The organism is Aeromonas sp. 75A (genome assembly GCF_051919425.1).
Taxonomy (GTDB): Bacteria; Pseudomonadota; Gammaproteobacteria; order Enterobacterales; family Aeromonadaceae; genus Aeromonas; species Aeromonas veronii.
In genome coordinates, this window is record NZ_JBQBES010000002.1 from 3449497 (window position 1) to 3474027 (window position 24531).

The following is a 24531-nucleotide window of genomic DNA, read 5'->3' on the forward strand; positions in this document are numbered from 1 at the left end:
TCGGGCAGCGTGCTGCCCTACCACTGTGACCCTTCGCTCTGGCGCCACTGCTCCAGCCAGCGCAGAACCTCGGCGGTTGCCTCAATCTGGTCGGCGGGAATGTAGTTGTTGAGTTGGGCATCCCGATAGAGGGCACGGGCCAGCGGGATGCGTTGCAGCACCGGGATCCCCTCCTCTTCGGCAATCTTGCGCACCTGTAGCGCCTGGGCATCGGTGAATTTGAGGGTCACCACAGGCAGCGGGGTTTCTCCCCGCTCGTAGCGGATACCGATAGCGATATGGGTCGGGTTGGCGACGATGACCGAGGAGCGCTTGACGTCGGCGCGCATGTTGCTCGACTGCAACTCCTGATGGAACTGGCGGCGCTTGCTCTTGATCTCCGGGCTCCCCTCCATCTCCTTGTACTCCCGCTTCACTTCGTCCTTGCTCATCTTGAGCTGCTTGATGTGCTGGTAGTGTTCGAAGGCGTAGTCAGCGATGGCTATCACCACAAAGCCCATGGCGCAGACCGCCATCAGCTGGCCCAGCATGCCCCCCAGCACCGGGGTGATGCAGCTCATGCCGCAGCCGGGCAACTGGAGCATCGCCTGCAGATTGCCCTTTATGGTGACCCACACCAAGAGGCTCAGGAGACTCACCTTGAGCAGTGATTTGACGAACTCCATCAGGCTCTTGATGGAGAAGATCTTCTTGGCCCCCTCCACCGGATTGATCTTTTTGATGTCGGGCTTGATGGACTCGCCACTCAGCAGAAAACCGTACTGGGCGAAGTGGGAGACGAGCACCACCAGCGCTGACACCGCTAGGATCGGGATGCAGAGATAGGCCATCTCCTGCATCAGGTTCTCCACCACATGGTTGAGCGCCTGGGTAAAGGGGAGGTTGATGTGGGATTCCGGGATCATCATCAGCTTGCCCAGATGTTCGAGGTAGTAGTCGGACATCGCCATCAGCATGCCCACCAGACTGAGAATGATGGCGGTGGAGACCACCTCCTTGCTCTTGACCACTTGCCCCTTCTGGCGTGCATCTCGCAACTTTTTGGGGGTGGGTTGTTCGGTCTTCTCGCCGCTCATCGCGCCTCCAGAATGGGGATCAGCAGTTGCAGCGGATCCATCACCGCCAGCACCTGTTGATAGGCGTGGTCCATCATCAGCTTGATATAGATGACCAGCAGCAGGCTGGCGACGGCGCTTTTTATCGGCATCGCCAGCACGAAGACGTTAAGTGAAGGGGCGAAGCGGCTGATCAGCGCCAGCCCGAATTCGGCCAGAAACATGGCGATCAGCAGCGGCGCCGCCAGCAAAGCGCAGAGCAGCAACATATGGCTGAACTGGCCGTAGAAAAAGTTGACCCACTGCTCGTCGATGGTGGGGAAAAAGTGCGCCACCGGCCAGCTGATGTAGCTCTGGAACAGGGCTGCCAGCAGGGCGAGAAAGGCGCCGCTGGCAAAAAAGAGGGTGATCAGGGTCTGGGTCAGCAGCAGGCCGGTGGGACTGGTCTGGCTGCCGAGACTCGGGTTGAACAGGGACCCCATGGCGGCGCCGCGCTGGTTGTCGATCAGAAAACCGCTCGCCTCGATGGCCCAGAAGGGGATGGCGGCGACAAAGCCGATCAGCAGGCCGAGCAGCACCTCCTTGGCGATCAGCATGGCCAGCGCCATGCCGTCGATCTGATCCGGCAAGGTGTCGGCGACCGTGGGGTAGGCGTAGAGTGCCAGCGAGCAGACCACGCCGTTGCGGATCATCGCCCCCCCCAACATCTGTTTGCTCAGCACCGGCAGCATCACGAAGCAGCTGATAAAACGCGGTAGCAGCAGGGTATAGGCCAGCATCTGGGCCTGCAGGCTCTCCAGCGTCATTGGATCTGCGGCACCTTGAACAGCACCATGTCGGCAAAGCTGTAGAGCTCGTTCCCCAGCCAGGCGGTGGTGGCAAACAGGGTGATCACCACGGCGATCAGCTTGGCGACAAAGCCCAGGGTCTGCTCCTGGATCTGGGTCAGTGCCTGCAGCAAAGAGACAAGGGTGCCCACCAGCGCCGCTACCAGTACCGGTGGCATGGAGAGGATCAGCACCAGCCAGAGCGCCTGGCTGGTGAAGTGAAGGATATCGGCGTGACTCATGCTAGCCTCCGTAACTGATGACCAGCCCGTGGGTCAGGCGGGCCCAGCCATCGAGCAGCACAAACAGCAGCAGCTTGAAGGGCAGCGAGATGGTCATGGGGGAGACCATCATCATCCCCATCGCCAGCAAGATGTTGGAGATGATGAGGTCGATGGCGATAAAGGGCAGGTAGATCAGAAAGCCGATTTCGAAGGCGCGGCTCAGCTCGCTCACGGTAAAGGCGGGCAGCAGGATCAGCAGGCTGTCAGGCTCCAGCCGGTCGGCATACTTGCTGGGCCAGAGCTGCTTGGTGCTGTCGATAAAGAAGGCGTGCTCCCGCGGTTTGATCTGCTTTTTCAAAAAGTCGCGGTAGGGGGCAATCCCCTCATCGAGGAACTTTTCCACAGATTCGGATTTGGCCAGCGACACCTCGTTCTGGCGCAGGTAATCCTGGGTGGCAAAGCCGACCGGCGCCATCACATAAATGCTGAGAATGATCGCCAGCCCGTACATCGCCATGTTGGGGGGGATCTGCTGCACCCCGAGGGCGTTGCGCAGCAGCGAGAAGACCACCGCCAGCTTGACGAAGGAGGTGGCCATCACTGCGATAAAGGGGAGCAGGGCCAGCAGCGCCAGCCCGACGATCAGGTTTAGCTCGTCTGGCAACTGGATCATGACTGTGACTCGTTGTCGAGGCGTTCGACCCTTACCCCCAGGCGACCCTGGATCTCCACCAGTCGGCCCACTCCCAGCGAATGGCCGTTGCTGATGATGCGCACTTCGCCATCGAGGGGCGTGCCAAGATCGATCAGGGCGCCCGGTTGCAGGCTGGTGAGGGTATGCCAGTCCAGCGTCTGGCGGCCCACTTCGAAGCTCACCTGGATCGGCAGTTGATCCAGTTCGGTCGGGCCGAAGGGTTCAGCGGAGGCAGCATTATGCATGGCAGTCAGTTCCAGATGTTGTTGATGGGGTTGGCAGTAGGCAAAGGGGCGACCCTCCACGCAGATCAGTAGTTGCTGACCGAGCTGCGGATGGGGTGGCGGCAGCAGCACATCGCCGATAGCGAGGGTGGCGAGCTCATACATGGTCAGCCCCATCTCGCCCCACTGCAGGGAGAGGGTGAGGGGCAACGGCAGCCGCTGCTGCAGTGGCCGTGGTGGCAGCTTGTTCAGCAATGGCTCGGGCTGCGGCAGCCAGAGAGCGAGCGTGGCCCCCTCCCGTTGCAACAGCAGTTGCAAGGCTGGCTCATCGGTCTGAACGTTACTCTCCGGTCGGGTCAGCGCCGAGCAGGTGATGCCACCGAGGGGTTGTCCCAGCCGTTCGATCAACGCCAGTTGCAGTGGCTCGGGCAGGCTGAACAGTGCCGCCTGTTGTAGATCCGGCGCGAGCCAGTGCGCCAGCTCTGCGCCGTGGCACAACAGCGGCAAAGAGAGCCCCTGCCACTGCAGTTGCAGCCGGGTATCGAGTGTCGCAGGCGGCAAACCGATGGCGAGGAGAAGCTCGCCGCCACTCCAGCCAAAGTGCTGGCGGTATTGGCTCAGGGTCTGCTGTAAAGTCAGCTCCGCCAGCGAGGCGGAGGTGAGGGTAATCGGTGTCATGCGTCGGCATCCCACTCTTCGTAGATAGATCGTTTATGGCGCGAACCCTGTTCACTGCCGGGCTGGCCGAATAGATCGAGGGCGATCCGCTCGCCGGGATAGAGTCGTTGCAGGCGGTCGACCAGATCGCTTCGCCCCTGATTGAGCAGCAATTGCCCTTCGCTGGTTGCCAGAATCTCGATCTGCAGCTCGCCATGGTGGTGAGCGATGCGAATGGAGAGATCGCCCAGCTGTGGCAATGTCAGGCGTAGAAGCGGCGGGCGCTCCGGGCGGCCCTGCTCCTGATAGATATCCACTGCCAGCCGCTCCAGCAATTGACCCAGCTCCCGATTATTCTCGGCAGGTGCCAGCCGAGCGAGCTGCAGATCCCCGGGGGTAACGGCAAGGGGAGCGCCCCAGATAGTCGGGTTGGCAAAGAGCTCATTTTTTGGGGCTGTTTCACCTGTAGTGACTGGCTTGAGTGCCACCAGCGGTGGTATTTCTGCGTCAAGTTGAGCTACCTGTTCACCGACCTCAGTTGGCTGGGGGGTGGTTAGTTTGGGAGTTATCGCCTCGCTGTCCGTTGCCAATGGCAGTAGATGTGGCGTGGTATTGGCGAGGGTATGTATCGGGTTGGCGCTGCTTGCCTCATAAGCCTCAATGACTGGATGCTGTTCTTCAAGCCACTCGTTTTCAGTCAGCGTGGCTTGGGTAACATGACCATAGGGCTGGGTAATAATGGCGGTTAGCCCCAAATCGGCAGAGCTTTCAAGCAAGCTTGTCTCTGGATCTCTTTGCATGCTCTCCGGTTGCGCGGTGAGCTTGCTCCCAACCCCTTCGGTGAGCGGCAGAGACTCGTTGAGGTGCGTCGAAATTACATCGCTGCTGGTATTTGTTGGCCTCAGTGCGGCCGGATTAGCTGTTATCGTCAGTATGGGGGGGCGCTGTTCGTTGTCCTGTGCAGTGAGTTGTGTGTGCTTGGTTTGTTGACGAGATGCGCGAGCCTTATCAAGCGTCAGTGTTATTGCATTTATTGGTGCAATGGTTGGTGGCACGAGTGGTGTGTTGTCCGTTACCGCTATCGGGTTTGTGTCGAGCACTTCAGCGCCAGAATGTGCAGCAAAAGTGGGTTTGTCGCGCCTTTCTTTAGCTGAGATATCTGTTGCTGCCACTCGCTCATCAGTAAGGCGCTGGCTCTGATCTCCGTTAGAGGGCGTGAATGTTAGCTGTTGCGGGTTGGTTTGCTCGCTCCCCTGCCGCTGTTGTTTTGATGTGATCTCTTTGTTGTCAGGCTGCGTGTCTTTGGTCGTGTGGCGTAGGGCAACTTGCTTGCCAGCTTCTGAGGGCGCGCGGTAGATATTCTGTTGCGGCAAGGGGTGGACGTCCGTCACTCTCTGTGAATGACGGATCTGCCCTTTACCATCAGGCTGCGGGTTGTGGCCGCGTTCTTTGAGGTTCTGATCCAGCCGCATCGCCTGCTCGAAACGCTGTTGTTGCGACCGATTGGCTTCAGCCATCTGGGTATCACCCCGGGCTGTCACTGTGCCCTGTATCGGGAGGATTCGGGTCATGACTCGTTACATCCTGATCTGCTGGCGGAACTCTTCCTGTTCCTGCTCTTCGTTGTAGTCACGCAGGGCTTGCTGTGAGGCCTGCTCCTGACGGTGTAGTTCGGCAAATTTCTGTTGCTGCTGGCGGGCTCGGTGTACCGCCTGCTGGCGCTCCTGCAAGCGGATGCGCTCTTCGGCGACCCGCTCGGCCTGCTCGGCGGCAGTTTGTTCAAGCTGGGCCTCTTTCTCCCGCAGCAGCGCCACTTGCTGTTGCCACGCCTTGAGCCCCTTGCGATCGAGTTGCTCCGCCTGACAGATGGCAAATAGCCGCTCTTCTTCGGCAAGGCGCCACTGGCGATAGTCGAGACTCTCCTGCTCCGCTTCGCGCTGGCGGACGCGGGCGAGTTGCACCCGAGCCTGCTGGGCGGCGAGCTGCTGCTCGGCCCGATCCAGCCGCAGGTCTTTTATTCGTTGCAGGCGGCCAATCATCGGGTCAGCGTCTCCAGAGTCGAGAGGGCTTCCGGCAGTGAGCTGGGTTCATGAGTGCCTTGCCTGAGCCACTGGCGAATAGTCTCGATGCGGGCGATCGCCTCATCGGCTACCTTGTCCTGCCCTTTCTGGTATTCGCCGATCTGCAGCAACAGCTCCACCTCTTCATATTTCGCCAGCCAGCTGCGCAGTCGACCAGCCTGAGCCTGATGCTCGGGCGCGATGATCTGGTTCATCACTCGGCTGGCGGAGCGCAGCACGTCGATGGCCGGGTAGTGGTTGGCCGCCGCCAGTTTGCGCGACAGTATGATGTGGCCATCGAGGATGGAGCGGGTCTCGTCAGCGACCGGTTCTGTCATGTCATCCCCCTCTACCAGCACGGTATAGAGGGCAGTGATGGAGCCCTTGTCCGACTGACCGGCCCGCTCCATCAGGCGGGGCAGGGCGGCAAACACCGACGGCGGATAGCCCCGTCGGGTTGGCGGTTCGCCAGCGGCCAGACCAATCTCCCGCTGGGCACGGGCAAAGCGGGTGACGGAGTCCATCAGCAGCAGTACCCGCTTGCCCTGATCGCGGAAATACTCGGCGATGGAGGTGGCGACAAAGCCCGCCTTGGCCCGTTCCATGGCGGGGCGATCCGAAGTGGCCACCACCAGCACAGCCTTCTTGAGCCCCTCTTCCCCCAGATCCGCTTCGATAAATTCGCGCACCTCACGGCCCCGTTCACCGATCAGCGCCAGCACGGTGACATCCACCTCGGCGCTGCGAATAAGCGAGGCCAGCAGGGTGCTTTTGCCGCCACCAGCCGCCGCGAAGATCCCCATCCGCTGCCCCTCACCGCAGGTGAGCAGGCCGTCGATGGCGCGAATACCGAGCGAAATGGGCTCGGCGATGCGTTTGCGGCTCATGGGGGCTGGCGCATCCCGATAGACCGGGTACCAGGCCTCGGGCTCCGGCAGATGGCCACCGCCAAAGGGGTTTCCGAGGCCATCGAGCACCTGGCCGAGCAGATGCTCGCCAACCCCGACCTGATGCATGGCACCGGTCGGGCTCACCTCGGTGTTGGAGGAGATGCCGAACATCTCGCCAAGGGGGGTGAGCAGCGCCTGATGCTGGGCAAAGCCAATCACCTCTGCCTGCAGGGAGAGGGTGTTGTCCGGGTTGCGCAGATGGCAGAGCTCGCCGATCCGCACCCCTGGGACGACCGCCTTGAGCAGGGTGCCGGTCACCTGGGTGACCCGGCCACGGATCTGGATCAGGCGGCACTCGTCGATGGCGTGACGAAGCTGGTCGGGGATGTGGTCGAGGGAGAGGGTCATAACAATCTGCGCCATTGAAACTGGTGGCCACTATAGGGGATGGGGGGCTACGGGGATTTCAGCGCGAGTCGGGACTTTTTAGAAAACCGTTGGGGGCGGGCTAAAAATTCACGGCCGATTTTGGCATAGGGAGGCGAGGGCGATTTTTATAATGCCATCCTCGTCAATCCATTCGTCACGGGAGTTTCCATGGCCATTATCCAGAGTAACCCCTATGCCCTTGCTGCCCAGCCCGAGCTGCGCGGAGCAGAGGTCGCATCCCGTCAGGCTCCCCTGCAGGGTGGGCAACTTCAGGGGGAGCGGGTCGTGCTGGCCAGTGCCGCCCAGTCGCTGGCCGATGCCGCCGAAGAGCTCACCTTTGTCTTTTCCGAGCGCGCTGAGCTTTCGCTCGCCAAGCGCAAACTGAGTGACAGCCATGCCCGCATCAGCGAGATCGAGGCGCTGGTGGGAGATTACCTCGACAAAGTGCCGGAGCTCGAACGCCAGCAGAAGATCAAGGAGATGGTGAGCCACCTCGGCAGCGGTCGGCTGGCCAATCTCTCCCAGCTGCTGGCCTACCTCGAGAGCTATTCGGGGGAAGTGAGCGAGCAGTTCGAGGCGCTCTGCCAGGCGCGCAAGGCCCTCGCCGGACGACCGGAGATGCAGGGCACCCTGGCGCTGGTGGAGCAGGCGCTGGCCAAGCTGGCGGACGAGCAGGGCAGTGCCATCGTGCTGGGTGCGCGCATTACCGGCCCCGCGGCCGAAGCGGCCAAAGCGGGCGTGGGAGCCGAGCAGGATCTACGGGATCTCTATCGCGATGCGGTGCAGGACTACCGTGCCCTTTCTGCCGCCTGGCGCGATATTCACAGCCGCTTTGGCAACGGTGCGCTGGAGAAGGTGACCGGCTTCATGATGAAGGCCCTGAGCGCCGATCTCGACAGCCAGCAGCGCTGGCTCGACCCGGTCAAGCTGGAGCGGGTGATGAGCGACATGCACAAGCTGCGGCTGCTCAACACCCTCTCGGCGCAAGTGGACGAGCTGTGGCAACGGGTGAAGGAGGGCTCGGCCCATGGCATACGGGCCTTCTGATCTGATGGGCGATCTGATCGCCCTGGTGGAGAAACGCTGGGCCAGCGTGCGTGATGTGGAGCAGGTCGGTGTGGCTCTTGAGCTGTCAGATTGTCGCCAGCAGGTGCTGCTCTATCAAGAGCTCAAGCGGCTGATCCGCCTGCTGCCGGTTGAGCTGTTCAGTGAGGAGGAGCAGCGCCAGAACCTGTTGCAGTGCTGTCAGGGGGCGCTCGATAACGCCATCGAGCGGGAAGAGGATGAGTTGTCTGGAGAGTCGTCATGAACTGGATTGAACCCCTGCTGGTGCAGTTTTGCCAGGATCTGGGCATTACCATAGGGGATAACCCCCATTCGCTGATCCAGCTTGAACTGGAGCAGAGCGGCACTCTGCAACTGGAGCGCCATCAGGGGCAACTGACCCTCTGGTTGGCCCGCGCCGTGCCCTGGCATCAGAGTGGCGAGGCGATCCGTCGCGCCATGACCTTGACCGCCGCGGCGCAAGGCCCGGCACTGCCGGTGCGCAGCGGCTGGTTGGGGGAGGAGCAGCTGATCCTCTTCGTCACCCTGGATGAGCGGGCCGTGACTCTGCCCCAGCTCCATCAGGCAGTGACCACCCTGACCCGGCTACAGCGAGAGGTGCTGGCGTCATGAGCCGGATCACTGCCGCGCATATCGGGATCGAGCAGCTTAGCGCCATCTCCCTCGACGATCAGGAGCGCAGCCTGCCGGGGCGTTATGCCCTGTTGCCCGATGGCCAGTCCATCGAACCCCATATCAGCCGCCTCTACCCCGAGCGGCTGGCGGATCGGGCGCTGCTCGATTTCGCCACCCCGGATCGCGGCTTTCACGACTTGCTGCGGCCCGTTGATTTCAATCAGGCGATGCAGGGGCTGCGCAGCGTGCTGGCAGAAGGGCAGAGCCCCGAGTTGCGAGCGGCCGCTGCGCTGCTCGAACAGATGCACGCCGATGAACAACTGATGCAGATGACCCTTCATCTGCTGCACAAGGTATGACCATGGTGCTTACGTCACAGCAGCAGGATGCGCTGCTGCTCACCGGCTGGTTGCAACTGCAATATGGCCACCCTGACAAGGCTAGCGTCCTGTTGGCCGCCCTGCTGCAGATCCACCCCGACCATCAGGGAGGGCGACGGACCCTGCTGGTAGCCCTGCTCAAACAGGGGGAGGGGGAGGCGGCGCTGGCCCATGTCGATCAGCTGATGCAGCAAGGGGAGGCCGACGGCCCGCTCTGGCTCTGCCGCAGCCGGGCCTGCCAGTTGGCAGGGCGGCTGGATGAAGCCCGTTTTGCCTATCAACAATACCTCGAACTGGAAGAGCAGAATGAATCAACGCTCCCTTGAGTTGCTGCGCCGGATAGGCGAGCGCAAGGACATCATGCTGGCGATCCTGCTGCTGGCCATCGTCTTTATGATGGTCTTGCCGCTGCCGCCGGTGGCCCTCGATATTCTGATTGCCATCAACATGACCATCTCGGTGGTGCTTTTGATGATGGCGGTTTATATCAATTCGCCGCTGCAGTTCTCCGCCTTTCCGGCGGTGCTGCTGATCACCACCCTGTTCCGGCTTGCCTTGTCGGTGAGTACCACCCGGATGATCCTGCTGCAGGCCGATGCGGGGCAGATCGTCTACACCTTCGGCAATTTCGTGGTGGGCGGCAATCTGGTGGTGGGGATCGTCATCTTCCTCATCATCACCATCGTCCAGTTTCTGGTGATCACCAAGGGGTCGGAGCGGGTCGCCGAGGTGAGTGCCCGCTTCTCCCTCGATGCCATGCCGGGCAAGCAGATGAGTATTGACGGAGACATGCGCGCCGGGGTGATCGACGTGCACGAGGCGCGGGATCGCCGCGGGGTCATCGAGAAGGAAAGCCAGATGTTCGGCTCCATGGATGGCGCCATGAAGTTTGTGAAAGGGGATGCCATCGCGGGCCTCATCATCATCTTCGTCAACATTCTCGGCGGCGTCACCATCGGGGTAACCCAGAAGGGGTTATCCGCCGCCGATGCGCTGCAGCTCTACTCCATCCTGACGGTGGGTGATGGCATGGTCTCCCAGGTGCCGGCGCTGCTGATCGCCATCACCGCGGGGATCATCGTTACCCGGGTCTCCTCCGAAGAGTCTTCCGATCTGGGCACCGATATCGGCGCCCAGGTGGTGGCCCAGCCCAAGGCGCTGCTGATAGGTGGTCTGCTGCTGGTACTGTTTGGTCTGATCCCGGGCTTCCCGATGATCACCTTCTTTGCGCTGGCGGCCATCGTCACGGCAGGCGGTTATTTTATCGGCTTGCGTCAGCGCAAGGCGCAGAGCAGCAACAGTCAGGATCTTCCTGCCGTGCTGGCGCAGGGGGCGGGAGCCCCCGCCGCCCGCAGCAAGCCAAAACCGGGCAGCAAGCCTCGGGGCAAGCTGGGGGAGAAGGAGGAGTTCGCCATGACGGTGCCGCTCCTGATCGATGTGGATGCTGCTTTGCAGGCCGAGCTGGAGGCGATTGCCCTCAACGACGAACTGGTGCGGGTGCGCCGAGCCCTCTATCTCGATCTCGGAGTGCCCTTCCCGGGTATTCACCTGCGTTTCAACGAGGGGATGGGGCCCGGCGAATACCTGATCCAGCTGCAGGAAGTACCGGTCGCCCGCGGTCTGCTGCGACCGGGCCATCAGCTGGTGCAGGAGAGCGCTTCCCAGCTCGATCTGCTGGGGATCCCCTACGAGGAGGGGGCGCCGTTGCTGCCGGGGCAACCAACCTTGTGGGTTGCTAATGAGCATCAGGAGCGGCTGGAGAAGTCACGGCTGGCCAGCCTCACCACCGATCAGGTGGTGACCTGGCATCTATCCCATGTGCTGCGGGAATATGCCGAGGACTTTATCGGCATTCAGGAGACCCGCTACCTGCTGGAGCAGATGGAGGGGAGTTATGGCGAGCTGGTCAAGGAGGCGCAGCGCATCATCCCGCTGCAGCGGATGACCGAAATTTTGCAGCGGCTGGTGGGGGAGGATATTTCCATCCGCAACATGCGCGCCATCCTCGAGGCGATGGTGGAGTGGGGCCAGAAAGAGAAGGATGTGGTGCAGCTCACCGAGTACATCCGCAGCAGCCTCAAGCGCTACATCTGCTACAAGTACGCCAACGGCAACAACATCTTGCCTGCCTATCTGCTCGATCAGCAGGTGGAGGAGCAGATCCGCGGCGGCATTCGCCAGACCAGTGCGGGCAGTTACTTGGCGCTCGATCCCACCATTACCCAGAGCTTCCTCGATCAGGTGCGCCATACCGTCGGTGATCTGGCCCAGATGCAGAACAAACCGGTGCTCATCGTCTCCATGGATATCCGCCGCTATGTGCGCAAGCTCATCGAGGGGGATTATCACGCCCTGCCGGTGCTCTCCTATCAGGAGCTGACCCAGCAGATCAATATCCAGCCCCTCGGGAGGGTTTGCCTGTGAGGGGGGACCTGTTAACTACTGACCCCCTGATCCCCTGGCTGCAAGCCAGGGGAGTGGCGGTGGCCCCTCACCATCTGGGGGCGACTCCCATCCAGATCGGCCACGGTTTTTGCTATCGCCAAATTTATCTCGCCTGGCGCTTTGATCCTGCGACCCGACGGGTCTGGATCCTGCTGGTGCGCCGAGAGGGGGAGCGGGCCGGACTGGCCAATCCCTTTGCCGCCCTCTATCTGCTGGCCGAAGCCACTCTGACAGTGCTCGGGCCGGGCCATTACCTCTACGGCAACGTCGATGTCTTTCGTGGCAGTAGCCTGAGTAGTAAGCGGCTCGGGCGCTTCTACCTGCGCTGGACGGGAGCCAGTGAACCCGAGCCCGGCTGGTTCATGCTGGCCGCCGAGCAAGTCTGTTCCTTGCGGGATATGCGAAAACGACAAAAGCACGGCCTTGCGTGACAGGCATGTCCAAAGGGGCCTCATAGAATAGGAGCCAAGATGAAACAACCGCGTTTTGCCGACCATAGCGAGACCATTTCGCAAGCAGAGCAGGCCATTGCCGACAGCGATCACCGCAACGCTCTGTTGCAAGAGATGCTGGCTGGCCTCGCTCTCTCGGATCAGACCTGTCAGCTGCTATTCGATGCGCCGACCGAGCAAGTGGCCGTGGCCGAGCAGGAGTTGCTGGCTGAGATCCAGCGCAGACAGGCGTTACTGCCGGCACAGCCGGGAGAGGGCCGCAAGAGTCGCCGTCCCACCATGATGCGCGGACTGATGATTTAAGGAGTCGTGATGAGCACTATCCCTGACTACAACACCAACCCTGGTGCGTTCGTCGGCTGGCTTGATGGGCAAGCGTTGGACGCATTGCCGGGCCATAAAAACCCCAAGTTGACCGAACTGGTCGAGCTGCTCAAGGGCAAGATCACCATCAGTGCTGACTCATCGACTGCGCTGAGCAAGGAGCAGCTGGAGAAGTTGCTGGCTGCCTATCTGACGGATCCTGCCTCGATCAACGGGGGTTGGGCGATGGGGCAGTTCCAGGGGGGGCAAGATGCGGCCATTGCCGCCATCAAGGGAATGATCGAGCGGGGAGCAAAACAAACCCCGCCAGTCACCCACTGGACCGTCCCTGAATTTATGTTGCTCTCCCTCAGTGCGCTGACCATGGATCGCATCGATGACGATCTCATCACGACCTTTACCGGGGTGATGGCGTTTCAGGACAACCAGCGTAAAGGGCTGCGGGACGAGCTGGCAGAGATGACCGGTGAGCTGAAGATCTACGGGGTGATCCAGTCCGAGATCAACAAGGTGCTCTCTGCGGCATCCAGCCAGACCTTCAACACCAATTTCAATCTGCTGGATTACAAACTCTATGGCTATCAGTCTCTGGCCGAATTTATGGATGGGTCAGAGTTCAAACTGTTGTCAAAAATGTTTACCGATGGGTCGGTGCAAAAAGCACAGCAAGATTTCACCAACGCTAAAAACGAGCTGGAAAAAGTAACGTCTGCCAGCCTCGACCCCAAAACGCTGGGGGAGGCCAAGGCCGATTATGAGCGTAAAAAAGCCAATTTTGAGAAGATCGTAGCAACGCAGGTCATCACAGTTAAAACGTTCCTCGAAAGTGATCAAAAGAAGAGCGGCGCGATGAAAAATATCGAAGCCAGCTACAGCTATGACAAGGACAACAACAAGCTTGGCAACTTCTCCACCAGTGTGAGCGACCGTTCTCGCCCGCTCAACGATCAGGTCAGTGAAAAGACCACCCGCCTCAACGACGTCAGCTCGCGCTACAACGCCGCCATCGAGGCACTCAACCGCTTTATCCAGAAATACGACAGCATCATGCGCGACATTCTTGGCGCAATTTGAGGAGAGATCATGCAGACCGACACCACCCTGACCCCGGAATATGAAGCAGAGCTGGAAGCCTTTATGGCTGACGGTGGCACCCTGGCCATGCTGCAGGATATCTCGGGCGACACCCAGGAGCAGCTCTATGCCCTGGCCTTTGGCCAGTATCAGGCCGGCAAGTGGGAGGATGCTCACAAGATCTTCCAGGCCCTCTGCATGCTGGATCACTACGAGCCGCGCTATTTCCTCGGGCTGGGTGCCTGCCGTCAGGCGATGGGGGAGTTTGAAACGGCGGTTCAAAGTTATAGCTTTGGCGCCATGCTCGACCTGAAAGATCCCCGTTTCCCGTTTCATGCTGCCGAGTGCCGGCTGCAACAAGGTGATTTGAACGGGGCCGAGAGTGGCTTCCACTCGGCCCGACTGCTGGCGGACACAGATCCCCAGCAGGCAGACCTGGCGGCAAGCGCCAAGGTTATGTTGGAAGCCATCGCAATCAGAAGGGATCTGCAAGATGAACCCGATCAGCAATGAAAGACAGGTTTCCCCGCTGGGAAACACAGGTGATGTTGCGGGCCTGGTGCCCGTAACCCAACCTCGCAGTGAAACACGGCTCGATGCCGCCACGGTGCAAGTCACCGGTCAGGCCCGCAAGTCAGGGGTCTCGCTAAACGCACCACTGGCGGTAAGCAATAGCCAGGTCAGTGCGCAGCAACTTGGTGAAATCGGCAAGTTGGTGGCTTCGGTGAAAGAGAACACCCGCTTGATTCTGCCGCACACCACCGGGTTGGTGACCGCAGCCTTTACCTCGCCCGAAGCGTTCGAGATTGAGCTGGGCAAGCTCACCAGCGATCTGGAGAAGACCCAGACCAAGCTGAAGCTTGATGATATCCGACAAGCTCGCACGCTGAACGAGAAGAAGATCGGCGAGAACCAGGCGAAGATCAAAGAGGCAGAAGAGAGTGCCCAGGAGGCCAAGAAGGCCGGTATCTTTGGCAAAATTTTTGGCTGGATCAGTGCCATCGCCTCGCTGGTGATCGGTGCCATCATGGTGGCAACCGGGATTGGTGCTGCCGCCGGTGCCCTGATGATCGCAGCTGGCGTCGTTGGCGTGGTCAACATGGCTGTGCAGCAGGCTGCCGCTGATGGCCTTATCTCCAAGGAGGTGATGGAGAAGCTGGGGCCAGCCCTGATGGGGATAGAGATTGCGTTGGCAGTGATTTCGGCCGCAGTCAGTTTCGGCGCGACCATTGGCGGTGCGATTGCCAAACTGGGCGCCAAGATTGGTGGCAAGGTTGCGGATGTTACCGCCAAAATCGTTGCCAAGGCGGGTGAAATGGCCGCCAAATTTGGTGCCAGAGCAACCGTTGAGGCGGTGAAGGTGAGTGACAAGGTGGCGAAAGTGGCCAAACTGGCCACCCAGGGTGCCGATATCCTCATTGATGTGAGCAGTGGCGTGGCCAAAACGGTCCAGTCGGCGAAAGAGTCCGAGTCTCTCGATGCCCAAGCTGATCTTGCCTTGAGCAAGAGCGAGATGACCGAACTGCAAGGGGTCATCGACAAGCTCAAGGAGGCGATAGCCCAGATGATCGAGGCGTTCCAGCAGACCATGGAGATGATCTTCCAGATGATCAATGCCAAGGGCGACATGATGAACAACCTGGCCCGCAGACCTGCCGCTATCTAAGGAGTACCGACCATGATTAACAGTGATTATGCAAATGGCGTGACCCGTACCGCCCCGCTGACCGAGGTGCAGGCCGGTGAGCCGCAGCAGGTTCGCAGTGCGACCACTGCCCATGAGGCCGCCGCTTCGACCCGTTCGCAAGGTGCAGAGAACAAGAGCGTTCCTACTCTGCCATGTCCCTCCATTCCCTTCGATACCAAAGGGGTGACCCAGATGGTTGCGCAGCTGGACAGTGCGATGGATATGATGTCCTTACTGTTCAAACTGGCCCGTCAGGCCCGTGAGGAGGGGTTACAGGTTCGGGATATCGAGAACAAGCTGGTCATCAGCAACCAGCAGGCACAGGTTGACGAGATGCGCCACGGCGCCAAGCTGATGATCGCTATGGCGGTGGTCTCCGGCGTGATGGCGGGGTTCTCTGCCATTATGGGCGGGATCAGCCTGGGCAAGGGCGCCAAGGCTATCAAGCAGCAACAATCCCTTGATGGCAAGATTGCCGGTCGCGAGGCCTTGATTGACGCCAAGGTTGATAGCTTGAGCAAGCAGGGCCAACAGGTTGACCGTGCTGATGTGGGCAAAGTCTGGAAACAGGATCAAGTTGCAGACAGTAACGCGAAGCAGTTGTTGGACAAGAAATTTGACCGCAATACCCAGCGTGGTCAGGTGTTCAACAGCGTAACCCAGTCTGTGGGGCAAATGAGCAACTCTGCGGTGCAGGTGGCGCAGGGTGACAGCCAGGCCAATGCGAAAGAAGACGAGGTCGAGGCGACCATCAGTCAGACCGAGAAGCAGAAGGCCGAGGACAATATGTCCTTCAATGCCAACTTTATGAAAGATCTGCTGCAACTGATGCAGCAGTATTCCCAGAGCCAGAATCAGGCCTGGAAAGCGGCATTCGGCGTTGCATAAACGTCATGGCAATCAAGGCGCCCACTGGGGCGCCTTTTTGTTTTCCGGCCATTTTTCTTAAAAGTGCCGCCCTTGAGTGACAGCCTGCATGGCGGTGGCAGGCTAACATGCCTTCCTCTCTGCTGGAGGAAATCATGGATGTAACTGTCATCATCAATCGACTGCTCGCTGAATTTGCCACCAAATATGGTTTGCCATCCCTGGCTCTGAATCAGGAGGGGGTTGCGGCGCTCTGCTTTGACGAGCAGTTCCAACTCAGCCTGATCCTGGTGCCGGAGCGTGATCAGCTGGTGTTGCAGGCCGACGTGGCCGAGCTGCATCAGGTGGGCGAGGGGATTTTTCGTCAGTTGGCCAGCTTCAATCGTCACTGGTATCAGTTCAATCTTCACTTCGGTTTCGATGAAGAGAGTCTGACGGTGCAACTCTATCGCCAGATGGCGGCAAGCCGGTTGACCCTGGCGTACCTTGAAGAGAGTCTCGCCAGCATGCTGGAGCATGCCGAGTTCTGGCAGGAGTTGCTGCAACCCGGTACTCGGGAGGCAGGCAGCAGTGATCAGGTGATGGGAGTGCGGGTATAACCATGAAGATTCAGGAATCACAAGGTGCGCTGGCCCTGCATGGGGCAGAGGCGGGCAAGGTAGGGGCATTTGCAGGCAGAACCGTGAGTGCCCGGTCAGCCAGTGCGAGCCAGGTTCCCCTGTCGGCACTGCTGCGACGCTCCATTACCCTCAATCAGGTCCAGGAGCTGGCGCTGCAGCGACTGCAACAGGGTGAGCACACACCGCTGAGTGAGCGGCGGATCCGGGTGTTATGAGAGGTCTGCTGGCACTGATGTTGTCGGCCATGCTGGCCGGTTGTGTCACCACCCCGGAGCTGAAGCCATCGCAACAGCAACTCAAGGGCGAGGTGCATTTCCCGCAAGCCTTGCCACGTCCGGCGACGGTGGAGGTGGCTGTACTCAGCGTGATCGGGGGGCGTCCGTTGCAAGTGGCAGCCACCCGTTATGAGGTGACCATGCTGCCATTGCTGTTTGATCTGCGTTTGACCCCTCTGCAACTGGCGGAAGGGGAGATCTATCTGCGTGCCCGCTTGCGATTTATAGATGGCACCGCGGTACAGGCTATGAGTCAGCAGAAAGTTTTTAAGATTTTTAATGACAAAAAAATGGTTATTCAATTGCAGCCAAAAGCTTGTTATCCACAATGTCAGTAATGATTGTGTTTAAATAAAAAGCCTCAAATCAATCATTTATTAATTTGTCAGTTAAGATTTAAGGTTTCTTTTTGTAACGAAGTATCTTTTGCTGTAAGCACACCATTAAGTATGAGTCGTTGCACTGGATAAATAGTGTGTTAGCTCTAATTTTAGGCTGGTTTTTCTGCTTGTGACTGTTGTAGGATCCCCCCTCATTTCAATGGCGATTAATTTTTGAATTCACCAGCGAATGACTTGATTACAAAATAATAAATAAAAATAACAGCAATAATAAAGCACCCGAGAGCGACCCGCTTCCGGAGGTGTTACTGGTACTACACGCAGATTCAGGAAAATAAAACATGAAGGGCATTACTACCACAGAGAAGGGCGATATGGCCCTGCTCCAGTGGTGCATGTCTGCTTTTAACGTTATCGAACATCCGCAAGAGGGAATTTATATTCTCCTGGAAGGATCGATGAAGTGGCAGGACTGTACCGATACCTATGAATTATCCCCCAACGAACTTCTGTTCGTGCGCCGTGGCAACTACGCGGTCTGTACCGGTGACGGCCCCTGCCGCCTGCTTTGGCTACCTCTGTCAAACTCCTTTTTGCAAGGCTTCTTGCAACGTTTCGGTTCACTGTTGAGTGAAGTCCCCCGGCTGGAGGGGATGGCCCCCACGCTGTTGCCGTTTAACTCATCCCCCTTGCTGACCCAATGTATTCAGGGACTGCGCGGGTTGACCGAACATGAACATCCCCCCGCACTGGCCCAATTACGCACCGAAGAGTTGCTGTTTCTGCTCGCTTTTGGCGAACAGGGGCCTCAACTGATGTCTATTTTGCGCCAGCTGAGCAATCGCCAGGTCGAGCGGTTGCAACAGTTTATGGAAAAGCACTATCTGATGGAGTGGAAGCTCAGCGAATTCGCCAAAGAGTTCGGTATGGGATTGACCACTTTCAAGGAGCTGTTTGGCTCGATATATGGTGTTTCTCCACGCGCCTGGATCAGTGAAAGGCGGATCCTTTTCGCTCATCAGTTATTACTCAATAGTGAAATGAGCATTGTCGATATTGCGATGGAGGCCGGTTTCTCCAGCCAATCCTATTTTACCCAGAGTTATCGTCGTCGTTTTGGCTGTACGCCAAGCCGTGCCCGACACGGCACAGATTAACGCCGGACTAAAATAATCTGACGTTTTTTATAAGCCGCGGAGCGAGGCAATGGATAGAATAGCCAGCATATCGAAACATCATTCCATTATTGCCCGCAGCAAGATGAGCAAGGCATAGCATGAGTCAGCAAGATCACCATTCACCTAACCAGGGCCTGTTTGCAGGTCGTCGGGTTACCGTTGTCCAGCCAGATACCCTGAGTCGGGATCGTCTGGTCGGCCAGCTGTCCGTGCTCCGTTATCAGGATGCCGGCGTGATCACCTCGCAGCAGATGGCCCTGTTGCAACGACTGTTGCCCAGAACCCGACTGGAGAGCCTGTTGGGCTCCATCTGGTTTCAGCGCCGTCTCGATGCCGCGCTGGCCGTCTCGCGTGAGGAGCTGCAACAGATCTTGCGTCTGGCAGGCAGCGAGCGTTGTGACTGGATGCAGCAGCTGGGGGATCGCATCAATCTGGCGGATCGTCCCTTGCTGTGGCACTGGGTGCTCTATCCCTTGCACCGCTGGTGGGTTCAGCGTCTTGAACCACTTTACGGCGCCTGGCTTAACGAACTGGAGCAGTTGCAGGTGATGCGCCGCCAGCTCAATGCCCAGGCTGTGTTCTGGCAGACCGTGGTCGATGTACCGGCGGATCTGGAGAGCCGGATCGCCGATCAGCTTGAGCAGTTGAACCAGCGCGAGCAGGAGCTAACCCGGCTGCAGACTGATTGTGAGACACGTCTCCAGCTGGCCTGGCCTGCCTGGTATGCGCAAACGAGCAAGGAGGGGGACCCGGTTCACCTGATGCCGGTACCGCTCGAGCTCGGCACATTCTGGCATGCCCTGCAGGCTCTGCCCCATCAGGATGAGGCAGCCCTAACCCTGCATGAGTGGCTGGCCGGCCGGGGCATTGCCCTGGGTCAGGATCACTTCTACTGGCAGCCTCCTGCGCCCTAGATAGCCCGAGGAACTATGCAAACGCTACTGAATCGATTGGCCGCAAACCTTGGCCAAGGGCCTTTTATTGCCGACGCACAGGGAAAGTACCATCTGCGGATCGATGGTTATCCCCTCTTTCTGACCCCCAGAAACGGTGAATTGCTGCTGAGTACCCCGCTTGCAAGCAGCCAGAGGAATGACGCTGAGGCCCATGATCCGGCGCTGCTAAAGCGTCTGTTGCAACAGGTGGTGGCCTGGGGCCGTCATGCCCCCCATGCCCTGGTGCTGGACGATCTTGGCAATTTGCAGCTGGAGGCGCGGCTCGCGCTGGAGTGGCTCGACGAGGCGCTGCTGGCGGAGCGCCTGAGCCAGCACATCGCCCTGCTGGAGCGGTTGGAACCCCAATTGACCGAGGCCGCTTTGGCCCCCCAATGGAGACAGATGATATGGCACCCTTGAGCGTGCAACCCCTGCTGCGTCCCCTGTTGTGGATCTGCCTCGCCGTGATGGCGTGGCAGCGTCCCGCCATGGCACAGGAGCTGGACTGGGTGCCCATGCCTTACAGCTATGTGGCAGAAGGGGAGAGTCTGCGCGACGTGCTGGTGAACTTCGGTGCTAACTACGAGGTCTCGGTGGTGGTCAGCGACAAGGTCAACGATCAGGTCAACGGTCAGTTTGAGCATGACGAGCCGCTCGCCTTTTTGCAGCAGCTCTCCTCCCTCTACAACCTGGTCTGGTACTACGACGGCAATGTGCTCTACGTCTTCAAGAACAGCGAAGTGCAGTCCCGTCTCATCAATCTGGAGCAGACTGGCGCAGCAGAACTCAAGCAGGCACTGCAACGAGCCGGGATCTGGGAGCCCCGTTTTGGCTGGCGCCCCGATGCGGATAACCGGCTGGTCTATGTCTCCGGCCCGCCCCGTTACCTTGAACTGATCGAGCAGACTGCGCTGGCACTGGAGCAACAGTCCCAGCTGCGCAGCGAGAAGACCGGGCCGCTGGCCATCGAGATCTTCCCCCTCAAGTACACCTCGGCTACCGATCGCTCCATCCAGTACCGCGATACCGATGTGGCGGCGCCCGGTGTGGCGACCATTCTGGCCAAGCTGCTGAGCGATGCTGGCGTGCAGATGGTCAACGGCGAGGGTAGCAAGGCTGCGACGGCCACCTCCGGTCAGGCCATCGTGCAAGCCGATCCTTCCCTCAATGCGGTGATCGTGCGCGATGCTCCGGAGCGGATGGCGATGTACGGCAAGTTGATCGCCGCGCTCGACAAACCGGCGGCCCGCATTGAGGTGGCGCTATCCATCATCGACATCAATGCCGAGGATCTCTCCCAGTTGGGGGTGGATTGGCGAGTGGGGATCCGCACCGGTTCCAACCAGCAGGTGATTATCAAGACCACCGGCGATCGCAAAGGGATCGAAGGGGGGGCCGCGCTCGGCAGTCTGGTGGACTCCAAAGGGCTCGACTATCTGCTGGCACGGGTCAATTTGCTGGAAAACGAAGGCAATGCCCAGGTGGTCTCCCGCCCGACCTTGCTGACCCAGGAGAACACCCAGGCGGTGATCGACCACAGCGAAACCTATTACGTGAAGATCAGCGGCGAGCGGGTGGCCGAGCTGCAGGGGATCACTTACGGCACCATGTTGCGGATGACGCCCCGGGTGATCCAGATGGGTGACAGACCCGAGATCAGCCTGAGCCTCCACATCGAGGATGGCAACCAGAAACCCAACAGTGCGGGGGCCGATGGCATTCCCACCATCAGTCGCACCGTGGTCGATACCATCGCCCGGGTCGGCCACGGCCAGAGTCTGCTGATAGGCGGTATCTACCGCGACGAGATGAGCGAGAACCTGAGCAAGGTGCCCTTCCTTGGTGACATCCCTTATCTGGGGGCGCTGTTCCGTAGCAAGGACACCCAGACCCGTCGTTCGGTGCGGCTATTTATCATCGAGCCTCGTCTGATTGATGACGGTATTGCCCACTATCTGGCCCTCGGCAATGGTCAGGATTTGCGAGCCGGGGTGCTCGGGGCTGATGAGATCTCCAATCAGAGTCTCTCTCTTGGCAAGGTGCTGGGGGGCGCGCAATGCCAGCCGCTGGCTGCAGCCCGTGATGTGCAGCAACTGCTGCGTCAGGGGGGCAAGAGCTCGTCTCTCACTCAGTGCCGGATGGGCAATGAGCTGGGGTGGCGTCTGGTCGAAATGAACAAGGATCAAAAATGTACACCGGCCGCCAGCTGGTGTGTGCAGGCGGGCAATGAGGGCGCGACCCGATGAGCTGGAAGTGCCGCGTATATCGCGGGCTCAACCGCGGGGTCGAAGTTCCTCTGCCGGAGGGGCGTTTGGTCATCGGTTCCGATCCCCTCAAGGCTGATTTGGTGCTGGTGGATGAGGGGATGGCCCCCGAGCATCTGGTACTGCTGGTGAATGGGGAAGGGATCACTCTGCAAGCCTGGGCGGACGGTATTACCCCGACTCAGGACGGTGTCGCCCTGACAGCGGGAGAGACGCTCAGGGCGGGAACGCGCCTGGAGGCAGGCCCGCTGCTCTGGAGCTTCTGTGACAACAGTCGTTCGCTACCCGAACAGCTTGAGGCTCTGGCGGCGGTGGTTGCTCCTTCTCGTGCGCCGCGGCGGCGGACAGCGGGCGCCGATGTCTGGATGGGGGCCCTCTGCCTGAGTCTGGTGGTCGCCGTGGTCTTGCTGCTCGGCACGGGCTGGTGGCATGGCGCCGACGAGAACGAATCCGCCCGCAGTGAGCAGGCATTGAAGCGCTTTCTGGCCGCACCAAACTACCGTCAGGTGGTGCTGAACAGCAGTGATCCCGAGCTGTGGCAACTCTCGGGTTACGTCGATGAGAACAGCGCGCGTCTTGCCTTGCAGCAGTACCTCGACAGCAAGGGTTTCAGCTACCGGCTGGAGCTGCGCACCATGGAAGATTTGCGGCAGGGTGCCGGCTTTATCTTGCAGAAGCTGGGTTATGAACAGCTGCAGATCCGCAATGGCAAGGAGCCCGGCTGGCTCAAGCTCAGCGGTGAAATTCAGGGGCAGGATGGCAAATGGAGCACCATTGAATCTTTGCTCAAGCAGGAGGTGCCCGGCCTGCTGGGGGTTGAAAATCAGGTACAGATTGCCGGGGCCTATCGCAAGCGTCTCGATGCCTTGCTGCAGGAGCAGGGGCTGGATGGTGCATTGCGGGTGCGTGAGGCGGGTGGGCGACTCGAACTCTCCGGCCAGCTGGATGAGCGCCAACTTGGCCAGTTTCAGCAGGTCAACCAGCAGTTTCGCCGGGAGTTCGGTACACACCCGACGCTGGAGCTGATCAATCAGACCAGAACGCCGCGTCAGGATGAGCTGGAGTTCGACGTGCGCAGCGTCTCGTTTGGCCGCGTGCCTTATGTGGTACTGGCAGACAACCAGCGCTATCCGGTGGGTGGCGCAACCTCCAGCGGGGTGCGGGTGCTGGCCATTCGCCCCGATGCGGTGGTGGTGAGCAAGGGCAAGCAGCAATACATCGTCAAATTAAAAGGAGCCGAGCGGCATGATGACCAGTTTGGAAGCGCGACTGTCCGGCGCTGATCCCGCCTTTGCCCGTGAGCTGCATGAGCAGCTTGTTCAGGCTCAGGGTGAAGTGAAACGGCAACTGCTGCGCGGGGGAACCCCGCAACAGTATCGGGAGTGGCAACAACAGGCCGACGCCATCGAGGCGGGGCTCACGATCATTGGCAAGTTAAAGGAGCACAACCATGGCTGATTACTTTACCTATACGGACAAGAACAGTAACACCCTCGATCAAGTGGCAGAAAACCTTTCTGGTCAGGCCAACACCGCCAACACTGAGGTCAACAAGGCCATTGAGGCGATGAAAACCAATCCGGACAACCCGGCGTTGCTGGCCGAGCTGCAGCACAAGATCAACAAATGGTCGGTGATCTACAACATCAACTCCACCGTGACTCGGGCCATGAAAGACCTGATGCAGGGTATTTTACAGAAAATTTGATGATGAACCCTGAACTCAAGCGACAACTGGCCGAACTTGCGCTGGCTGGTACCGGCCACCATTGTCACCAGGAGGCGGCTACTATTGCCGACTGGCTGGCTGGTGCGCCGGAGATGACCGAGTGTGTAACGCTCATTCGTCTCTCCTCCCTGATGAACCGGGGGGATTACCAGGCCGCTTTACAGCTTGGTGGCGAGCACTGCACGCCGGATATCGAGCCCTGGCTGGCCCTGTGCGAGTGGCGGCTTGGTCAGCAGGAGGCGCTGGCTGCACGGTTGCTGCGACTGGAGCAGAGCGGTCAGCCAGCCTTGCAACAGTTTGCCGCAGGCCTTCGCGAGCAGATGGCCTCATGAAAATTGAAGGCAGCGATCAGCCGGGGGGAGAGCAGCCGCTGCGTCAGTCCCCCCGCCCGAATCCATGGCTCAACACCAGTTCGAGCGACTGCTGGCCAAGACTCCCGAGCCGGATCTGTTCGAACGCTGGCAACAGGGGGCTCCCCTTGAGGGGTTGCTGGCCAGTGTAGAGCCCGCCGCCAAGCGTGAACTGCTCTGGCAGATCTACCAACAGGGCGACAAACCGGCGCCGGAGATTGGCAAGCAATTGTTTGCCCCGGTCATCGACAAGCTGATCGCGCGTTTTGGCGAGCGTCAGTCGCCTGTGGTGGATGCCATCGATCTGCCGGAGTTGCGAGCCACCATGCGGGAGTTTGATCCCTTGGCATCGCGGCGGGAGAAGGTGTTGCTGAACTTGTTGAGCGAGCTCAGGGACGGGCAGGGCGCTGTGCCCGCGGGGCATCAATTTCTCGATGCACTGGCCCGGCGCGAGCTGATGACCCTGATCCCGCTCAACGGCATGGTAGACAATCTGATGCGCAATTCGCACAAACTTGATCTGGAGGCGTGATGGAAATTACACAGTCTGCCCAGGCGGTGGTCACCAGCCTGGATGAGTTGAAAGCGGTGGATCTCTCCTCGCCCCATGTCGCCAGTTTTGAACAGGCGATGGGGAGCACATCCCAGGGGATGGGGAGCTCCCTGCTCGGGGAGCTGGGGGAGTTGAAGCAGCAGTTTGTCGAGGCCAAACAGAGCCTGCAAGCCGAGCTGGCGACCCCGGGGGATGATCCTAACAGCCTGATGCAGATGCAGTGGTCGCTGATGCGGATCACCATGCAGGAGGAGCTGATTGCCAAGACAGTGGGCAAGATGAGCCAGAACGTAGAAACCCTGTTGAAGACCCAGTGA

32 protein-coding genes and 1 pseudogene are annotated in these 24531 nt (G+C 59.7%); 25 read left to right on the forward strand and 8 right to left on the reverse strand.

Going from position 1 to position 24531, the window contains the following annotated elements; genetic code table 11:
• Positions 1 to 17: 17 nt before the first annotated feature.
• From ascU to ascN, 8 genes are all read right to left on the reverse strand, one after another.
• Positions 18 to 1076, reverse strand: a complete 1059-nt coding sequence (ascU, locus tag ACTG2T_RS16185; protein ID WP_330125083.1) for a SctU family type III secretion system export apparatus subunit AscU — start codon at positions 1074 to 1076, stop codon at positions 18 to 20.
• A complete protein-coding gene (ascT, locus tag ACTG2T_RS16190) occupies positions 1073 to 1861 on the reverse strand; it encodes a SctT family type III secretion system export apparatus subunit AscT (RefSeq protein ID WP_150997512.1) in 789 nt (262 codons plus the stop codon). Before ascT ends, ascU begins: the two co-directional genes overlap by 4 nt.
• A complete protein-coding gene (ascS, locus tag ACTG2T_RS16195) occupies positions 1858 to 2124 on the reverse strand; it encodes a SctS family type III secretion system export apparatus subunit AscS (RefSeq protein WP_005334586.1) in 267 nt (88 codons plus the stop codon). Before ascS ends, ascT begins: the two co-directional genes overlap by 4 nt.
• Before the next feature lies 1 nt (position 2125).
• Positions 2126 to 2779 (reverse strand): SctR family type III secretion system export apparatus subunit AscR, encoded by a 654-nt coding sequence (ascR, locus tag ACTG2T_RS16200; RefSeq protein ID WP_005320745.1) that lies wholly within the window; start codon positions 2777 to 2779, stop codon positions 2126 to 2128.
• The gene (gene ascQ, locus ACTG2T_RS16205; protein WP_330125084.1) at positions 2776 to 3702 is read right to left on the reverse strand and encodes a SctQ family type III secretion system cytoplasmic ring protein AscQ; all 927 of its coding nucleotides are present in this window, start codon (positions 3700 to 3702) and stop codon (positions 2776 to 2778) included. Before ascQ ends, ascR begins: the two co-directional genes overlap by 4 nt.
• Positions 3699 to 4853 carry a type III secretion system needle length determinant gene (locus tag ACTG2T_RS16210; protein ID WP_236758021.1) on the reverse strand — a complete coding sequence of 385 codons (1155 nt, stop codon included), beginning with the start codon at positions 4851 to 4853 and terminating at the stop codon, positions 3699 to 3701. Before ACTG2T_RS16210 ends, ascQ begins: the two co-directional genes overlap by 4 nt.
• A gap of 405 nt (positions 4854 to 5258) precedes the next feature.
• Positions 5259 to 5720 (reverse strand): type III secretion system central stalk protein AscO, encoded by a 462-nt coding sequence (ascO, locus tag ACTG2T_RS16215; protein WP_058055778.1) that lies wholly within the window; start codon positions 5718 to 5720, stop codon positions 5259 to 5261.
• Complete coding sequence (ascN, locus tag ACTG2T_RS16220) at positions 5717 to 7039, reverse strand: SctN family type III secretion system ATPase AscN (protein WP_330125100.1); 1323 nt, start codon at positions 7037 to 7039, stop codon at positions 5717 to 5719. Before ascN ends, ascO begins: the two co-directional genes overlap by 4 nt.
• 189 nt (positions 7040 to 7228) lie before the next feature.
• Here ascN and aopN point away from each other — a divergent pair, with 189 nt between their 5' ends.
• The 25 genes and pseudogenes from aopN (at position 7229) to ascI (ending at position 24531) form a co-directional block, all read left to right on the forward strand.
• Positions 7229 to 8107, forward strand: coding sequence for a SctW family type III secretion system gatekeeper subunit AopN (gene aopN / locus ACTG2T_RS16225; RefSeq protein ID WP_330125085.1), 879 nt, complete (start codon positions 7229 to 7231; stop codon positions 8105 to 8107).
• On the forward strand, positions 8088 to 8369 hold the full coding sequence (gene acr1, locus ACTG2T_RS16230) for a type III secretion system gatekeeper subunit Acr1 (protein ID WP_005334576.1): 282 nt from the start codon (positions 8088 to 8090) through the stop codon (positions 8367 to 8369). Before aopN ends, acr1 begins: the two co-directional genes overlap by 20 nt.
• Positions 8366 to 8737 carry a SycN family type III secretion system chaperone Acr2 gene (gene acr2 / locus ACTG2T_RS16235; RefSeq protein WP_069528254.1) on the forward strand — a complete coding sequence of 124 codons (372 nt, stop codon included), beginning with the start codon at positions 8366 to 8368 and terminating at the stop codon, positions 8735 to 8737. Before acr1 ends, acr2 begins: the two co-directional genes overlap by 4 nt.
• The gene (ascX, locus tag ACTG2T_RS16240; protein WP_005334573.1) at positions 8734 to 9099 is read left to right on the forward strand and encodes a type III secretion system protein AscX; all 366 of its coding nucleotides are present in this window, start codon (positions 8734 to 8736) and stop codon (positions 9097 to 9099) included. Before acr2 ends, ascX begins: the two co-directional genes overlap by 4 nt.
• On the forward strand, positions 9096 to 9446 hold the full coding sequence (gene ascY, locus ACTG2T_RS16245) for a type III secretion system chaperone AscY (RefSeq protein WP_020379598.1): 351 nt from the start codon (positions 9096 to 9098) through the stop codon (positions 9444 to 9446). The genes ascX and ascY overlap by 4 nt, the downstream gene beginning before the upstream one ends.
• A complete protein-coding gene (gene ascV, locus ACTG2T_RS16250) occupies positions 9379 to 11544 on the forward strand; it encodes a SctV family type III secretion system export apparatus subunit AscV (protein ID WP_269719424.1) in 2166 nt (721 codons plus the stop codon). The genes ascY and ascV overlap by 68 nt, the downstream gene beginning before the upstream one ends.
• On the forward strand, positions 11541 to 11996 hold the full coding sequence (locus tag ACTG2T_RS16255; RefSeq protein ID WP_330125086.1) for an LcrR family type III secretion system chaperone: 456 nt from the start codon (positions 11541 to 11543) through the stop codon (positions 11994 to 11996). The genes ascV and ACTG2T_RS16255 overlap by 4 nt, the downstream gene beginning before the upstream one ends.
• A 39-nt stretch (positions 11997 to 12035) precedes the next feature.
• Positions 12036 to 12320 (forward strand): LcrG family type III secretion system chaperone AcrG, encoded by a 285-nt coding sequence (gene acrG / locus ACTG2T_RS16260; protein ID WP_005334559.1) that lies wholly within the window; start codon positions 12036 to 12038, stop codon positions 12318 to 12320.
• A gap of 9 nt (positions 12321 to 12329) precedes the next feature.
• Positions 12330 to 13415 (forward strand): virulence-associated V antigen, encoded by a 1086-nt coding sequence (locus tag ACTG2T_RS16265; protein ID WP_005334556.1) that lies wholly within the window; start codon positions 12330 to 12332, stop codon positions 13413 to 13415.
• 9 nt (positions 13416 to 13424) lie between these two features.
• Complete coding sequence (gene acrH, locus ACTG2T_RS16270; protein WP_330125087.1) at positions 13425 to 13928, forward strand: SycD/LcrH family type III secretion system chaperone AcrH; 504 nt, start codon at positions 13425 to 13427, stop codon at positions 13926 to 13928.
• The gene (gene aopB, locus ACTG2T_RS16275; RefSeq protein ID WP_236292221.1) at positions 13909 to 15081 is read left to right on the forward strand and encodes a type III secretion system translocon subunit AopB; all 1173 of its coding nucleotides are present in this window, start codon (positions 13909 to 13911) and stop codon (positions 15079 to 15081) included. The genes acrH and aopB overlap by 20 nt, the downstream gene beginning before the upstream one ends.
• Before the next feature lie 12 nt (positions 15082 to 15093).
• Positions 15094 to 15990: a type III secretion system translocon subunit AopD gene (gene aopD, locus ACTG2T_RS16280; RefSeq protein WP_330125088.1), complete on the forward strand. Its 897-nt coding sequence runs from the start codon at positions 15094 to 15096 to the stop codon at positions 15988 to 15990.
• Positions 15991 to 16124: 134 nt separating this feature from the next.
• Entirely contained in the window at positions 16125 to 16568 is a 444-nt protein-coding gene (locus tag ACTG2T_RS16285; protein WP_106842692.1) for a type III secretion system chaperone, read from the forward strand.
• 2 nt (positions 16569 to 16570) lie between these two features.
• Complete coding sequence (locus ACTG2T_RS16290) at positions 16571 to 16804, forward strand: T3SS regulon translocated regulator ExsE family protein (RefSeq protein WP_005334547.1); 234 nt, start codon at positions 16571 to 16573, stop codon at positions 16802 to 16804.
• Positions 16801 to 17202 carry a YscW family type III secretion system pilotin gene (locus ACTG2T_RS16295; protein WP_330125089.1) on the forward strand — a complete coding sequence of 134 codons (402 nt, stop codon included), beginning with the start codon at positions 16801 to 16803 and terminating at the stop codon, positions 17200 to 17202. The genes ACTG2T_RS16290 and ACTG2T_RS16295 overlap by 4 nt, the downstream gene beginning before the upstream one ends.
• A gap of 344 nt (positions 17203 to 17546) precedes the next feature.
• A complete protein-coding gene (locus tag ACTG2T_RS16300) occupies positions 17547 to 18362 on the forward strand; it encodes a helix-turn-helix transcriptional regulator (protein ID WP_181497157.1) in 816 nt (271 codons plus the stop codon).
• A gap of 119 nt (positions 18363 to 18481) precedes the next feature.
• Complete coding sequence (gene exsD, locus ACTG2T_RS16305; protein WP_005334544.1) at positions 18482 to 19297, forward strand: type III secretion system negative regulator ExsD; 816 nt, start codon at positions 18482 to 18484, stop codon at positions 19295 to 19297.
• A 15-nt stretch (positions 19298 to 19312) separates the two neighbouring features.
• A complete protein-coding gene (gene ascB, locus ACTG2T_RS16310; protein ID WP_017411838.1) occupies positions 19313 to 19738 on the forward strand; it encodes a YscB family type III secretion system chaperone AscB in 426 nt (141 codons plus the stop codon).
• On the forward strand, positions 19711 to 21564 hold the full coding sequence (ascC, locus tag ACTG2T_RS16315) for a SctC family type III secretion system outer membrane ring subunit AscC (RefSeq protein ID WP_330125090.1): 1854 nt from the start codon (positions 19711 to 19713) through the stop codon (positions 21562 to 21564). The genes ascB and ascC overlap by 28 nt, the downstream gene beginning before the upstream one ends.
• Positions 21561 to 22865, forward strand: coding sequence for a SctD family type III secretion system inner membrane ring subunit AscD (ascD, locus tag ACTG2T_RS16320; RefSeq protein ID WP_330125091.1), 1305 nt, complete (start codon positions 21561 to 21563; stop codon positions 22863 to 22865). The genes ascC and ascD overlap by 4 nt, the downstream gene beginning before the upstream one ends.
• Positions 22828 to 23040, forward strand: coding sequence for an EscE/YscE/SsaE family type III secretion system needle protein co-chaperone (locus ACTG2T_RS16325; protein ID WP_040065228.1), 213 nt, complete (start codon positions 22828 to 22830; stop codon positions 23038 to 23040). Before ascD ends, ACTG2T_RS16325 begins: the two co-directional genes overlap by 38 nt.
• On the forward strand, positions 23033 to 23290 hold the full coding sequence (gene ascF, locus ACTG2T_RS16330; RefSeq protein WP_021229954.1) for a type III secretion system needle filament protein AscF: 258 nt from the start codon (positions 23033 to 23035) through the stop codon (positions 23288 to 23290). Before ACTG2T_RS16325 ends, ascF begins: the two co-directional genes overlap by 8 nt.
• Positions 23290 to 23643, forward strand: a complete 354-nt coding sequence (locus tag ACTG2T_RS16335; RefSeq protein ID WP_075114907.1) for a YscG family type III secretion system chaperone — start codon at positions 23290 to 23292, stop codon at positions 23641 to 23643. The genes ascF and ACTG2T_RS16335 overlap by 1 nt, the downstream gene beginning before the upstream one ends.
• Positions 23640 to 24193 (forward strand): annotated as a pseudogene (locus ACTG2T_RS16340) (YopR family T3SS polymerization control protein). The gene ACTG2T_RS16335 and the pseudogene ACTG2T_RS16340 overlap by 4 nt, the downstream one beginning before the upstream one ends.
• Positions 24193 to 24531: a SctI family type III secretion system inner rod subunit AscI gene (ascI, locus tag ACTG2T_RS16345; RefSeq protein ID WP_005334527.1), complete on the forward strand. Its 339-nt coding sequence runs from the start codon at positions 24193 to 24195 to the stop codon at positions 24529 to 24531. The pseudogene ACTG2T_RS16340 and the gene ascI overlap by 1 nt, the downstream one beginning before the upstream one ends.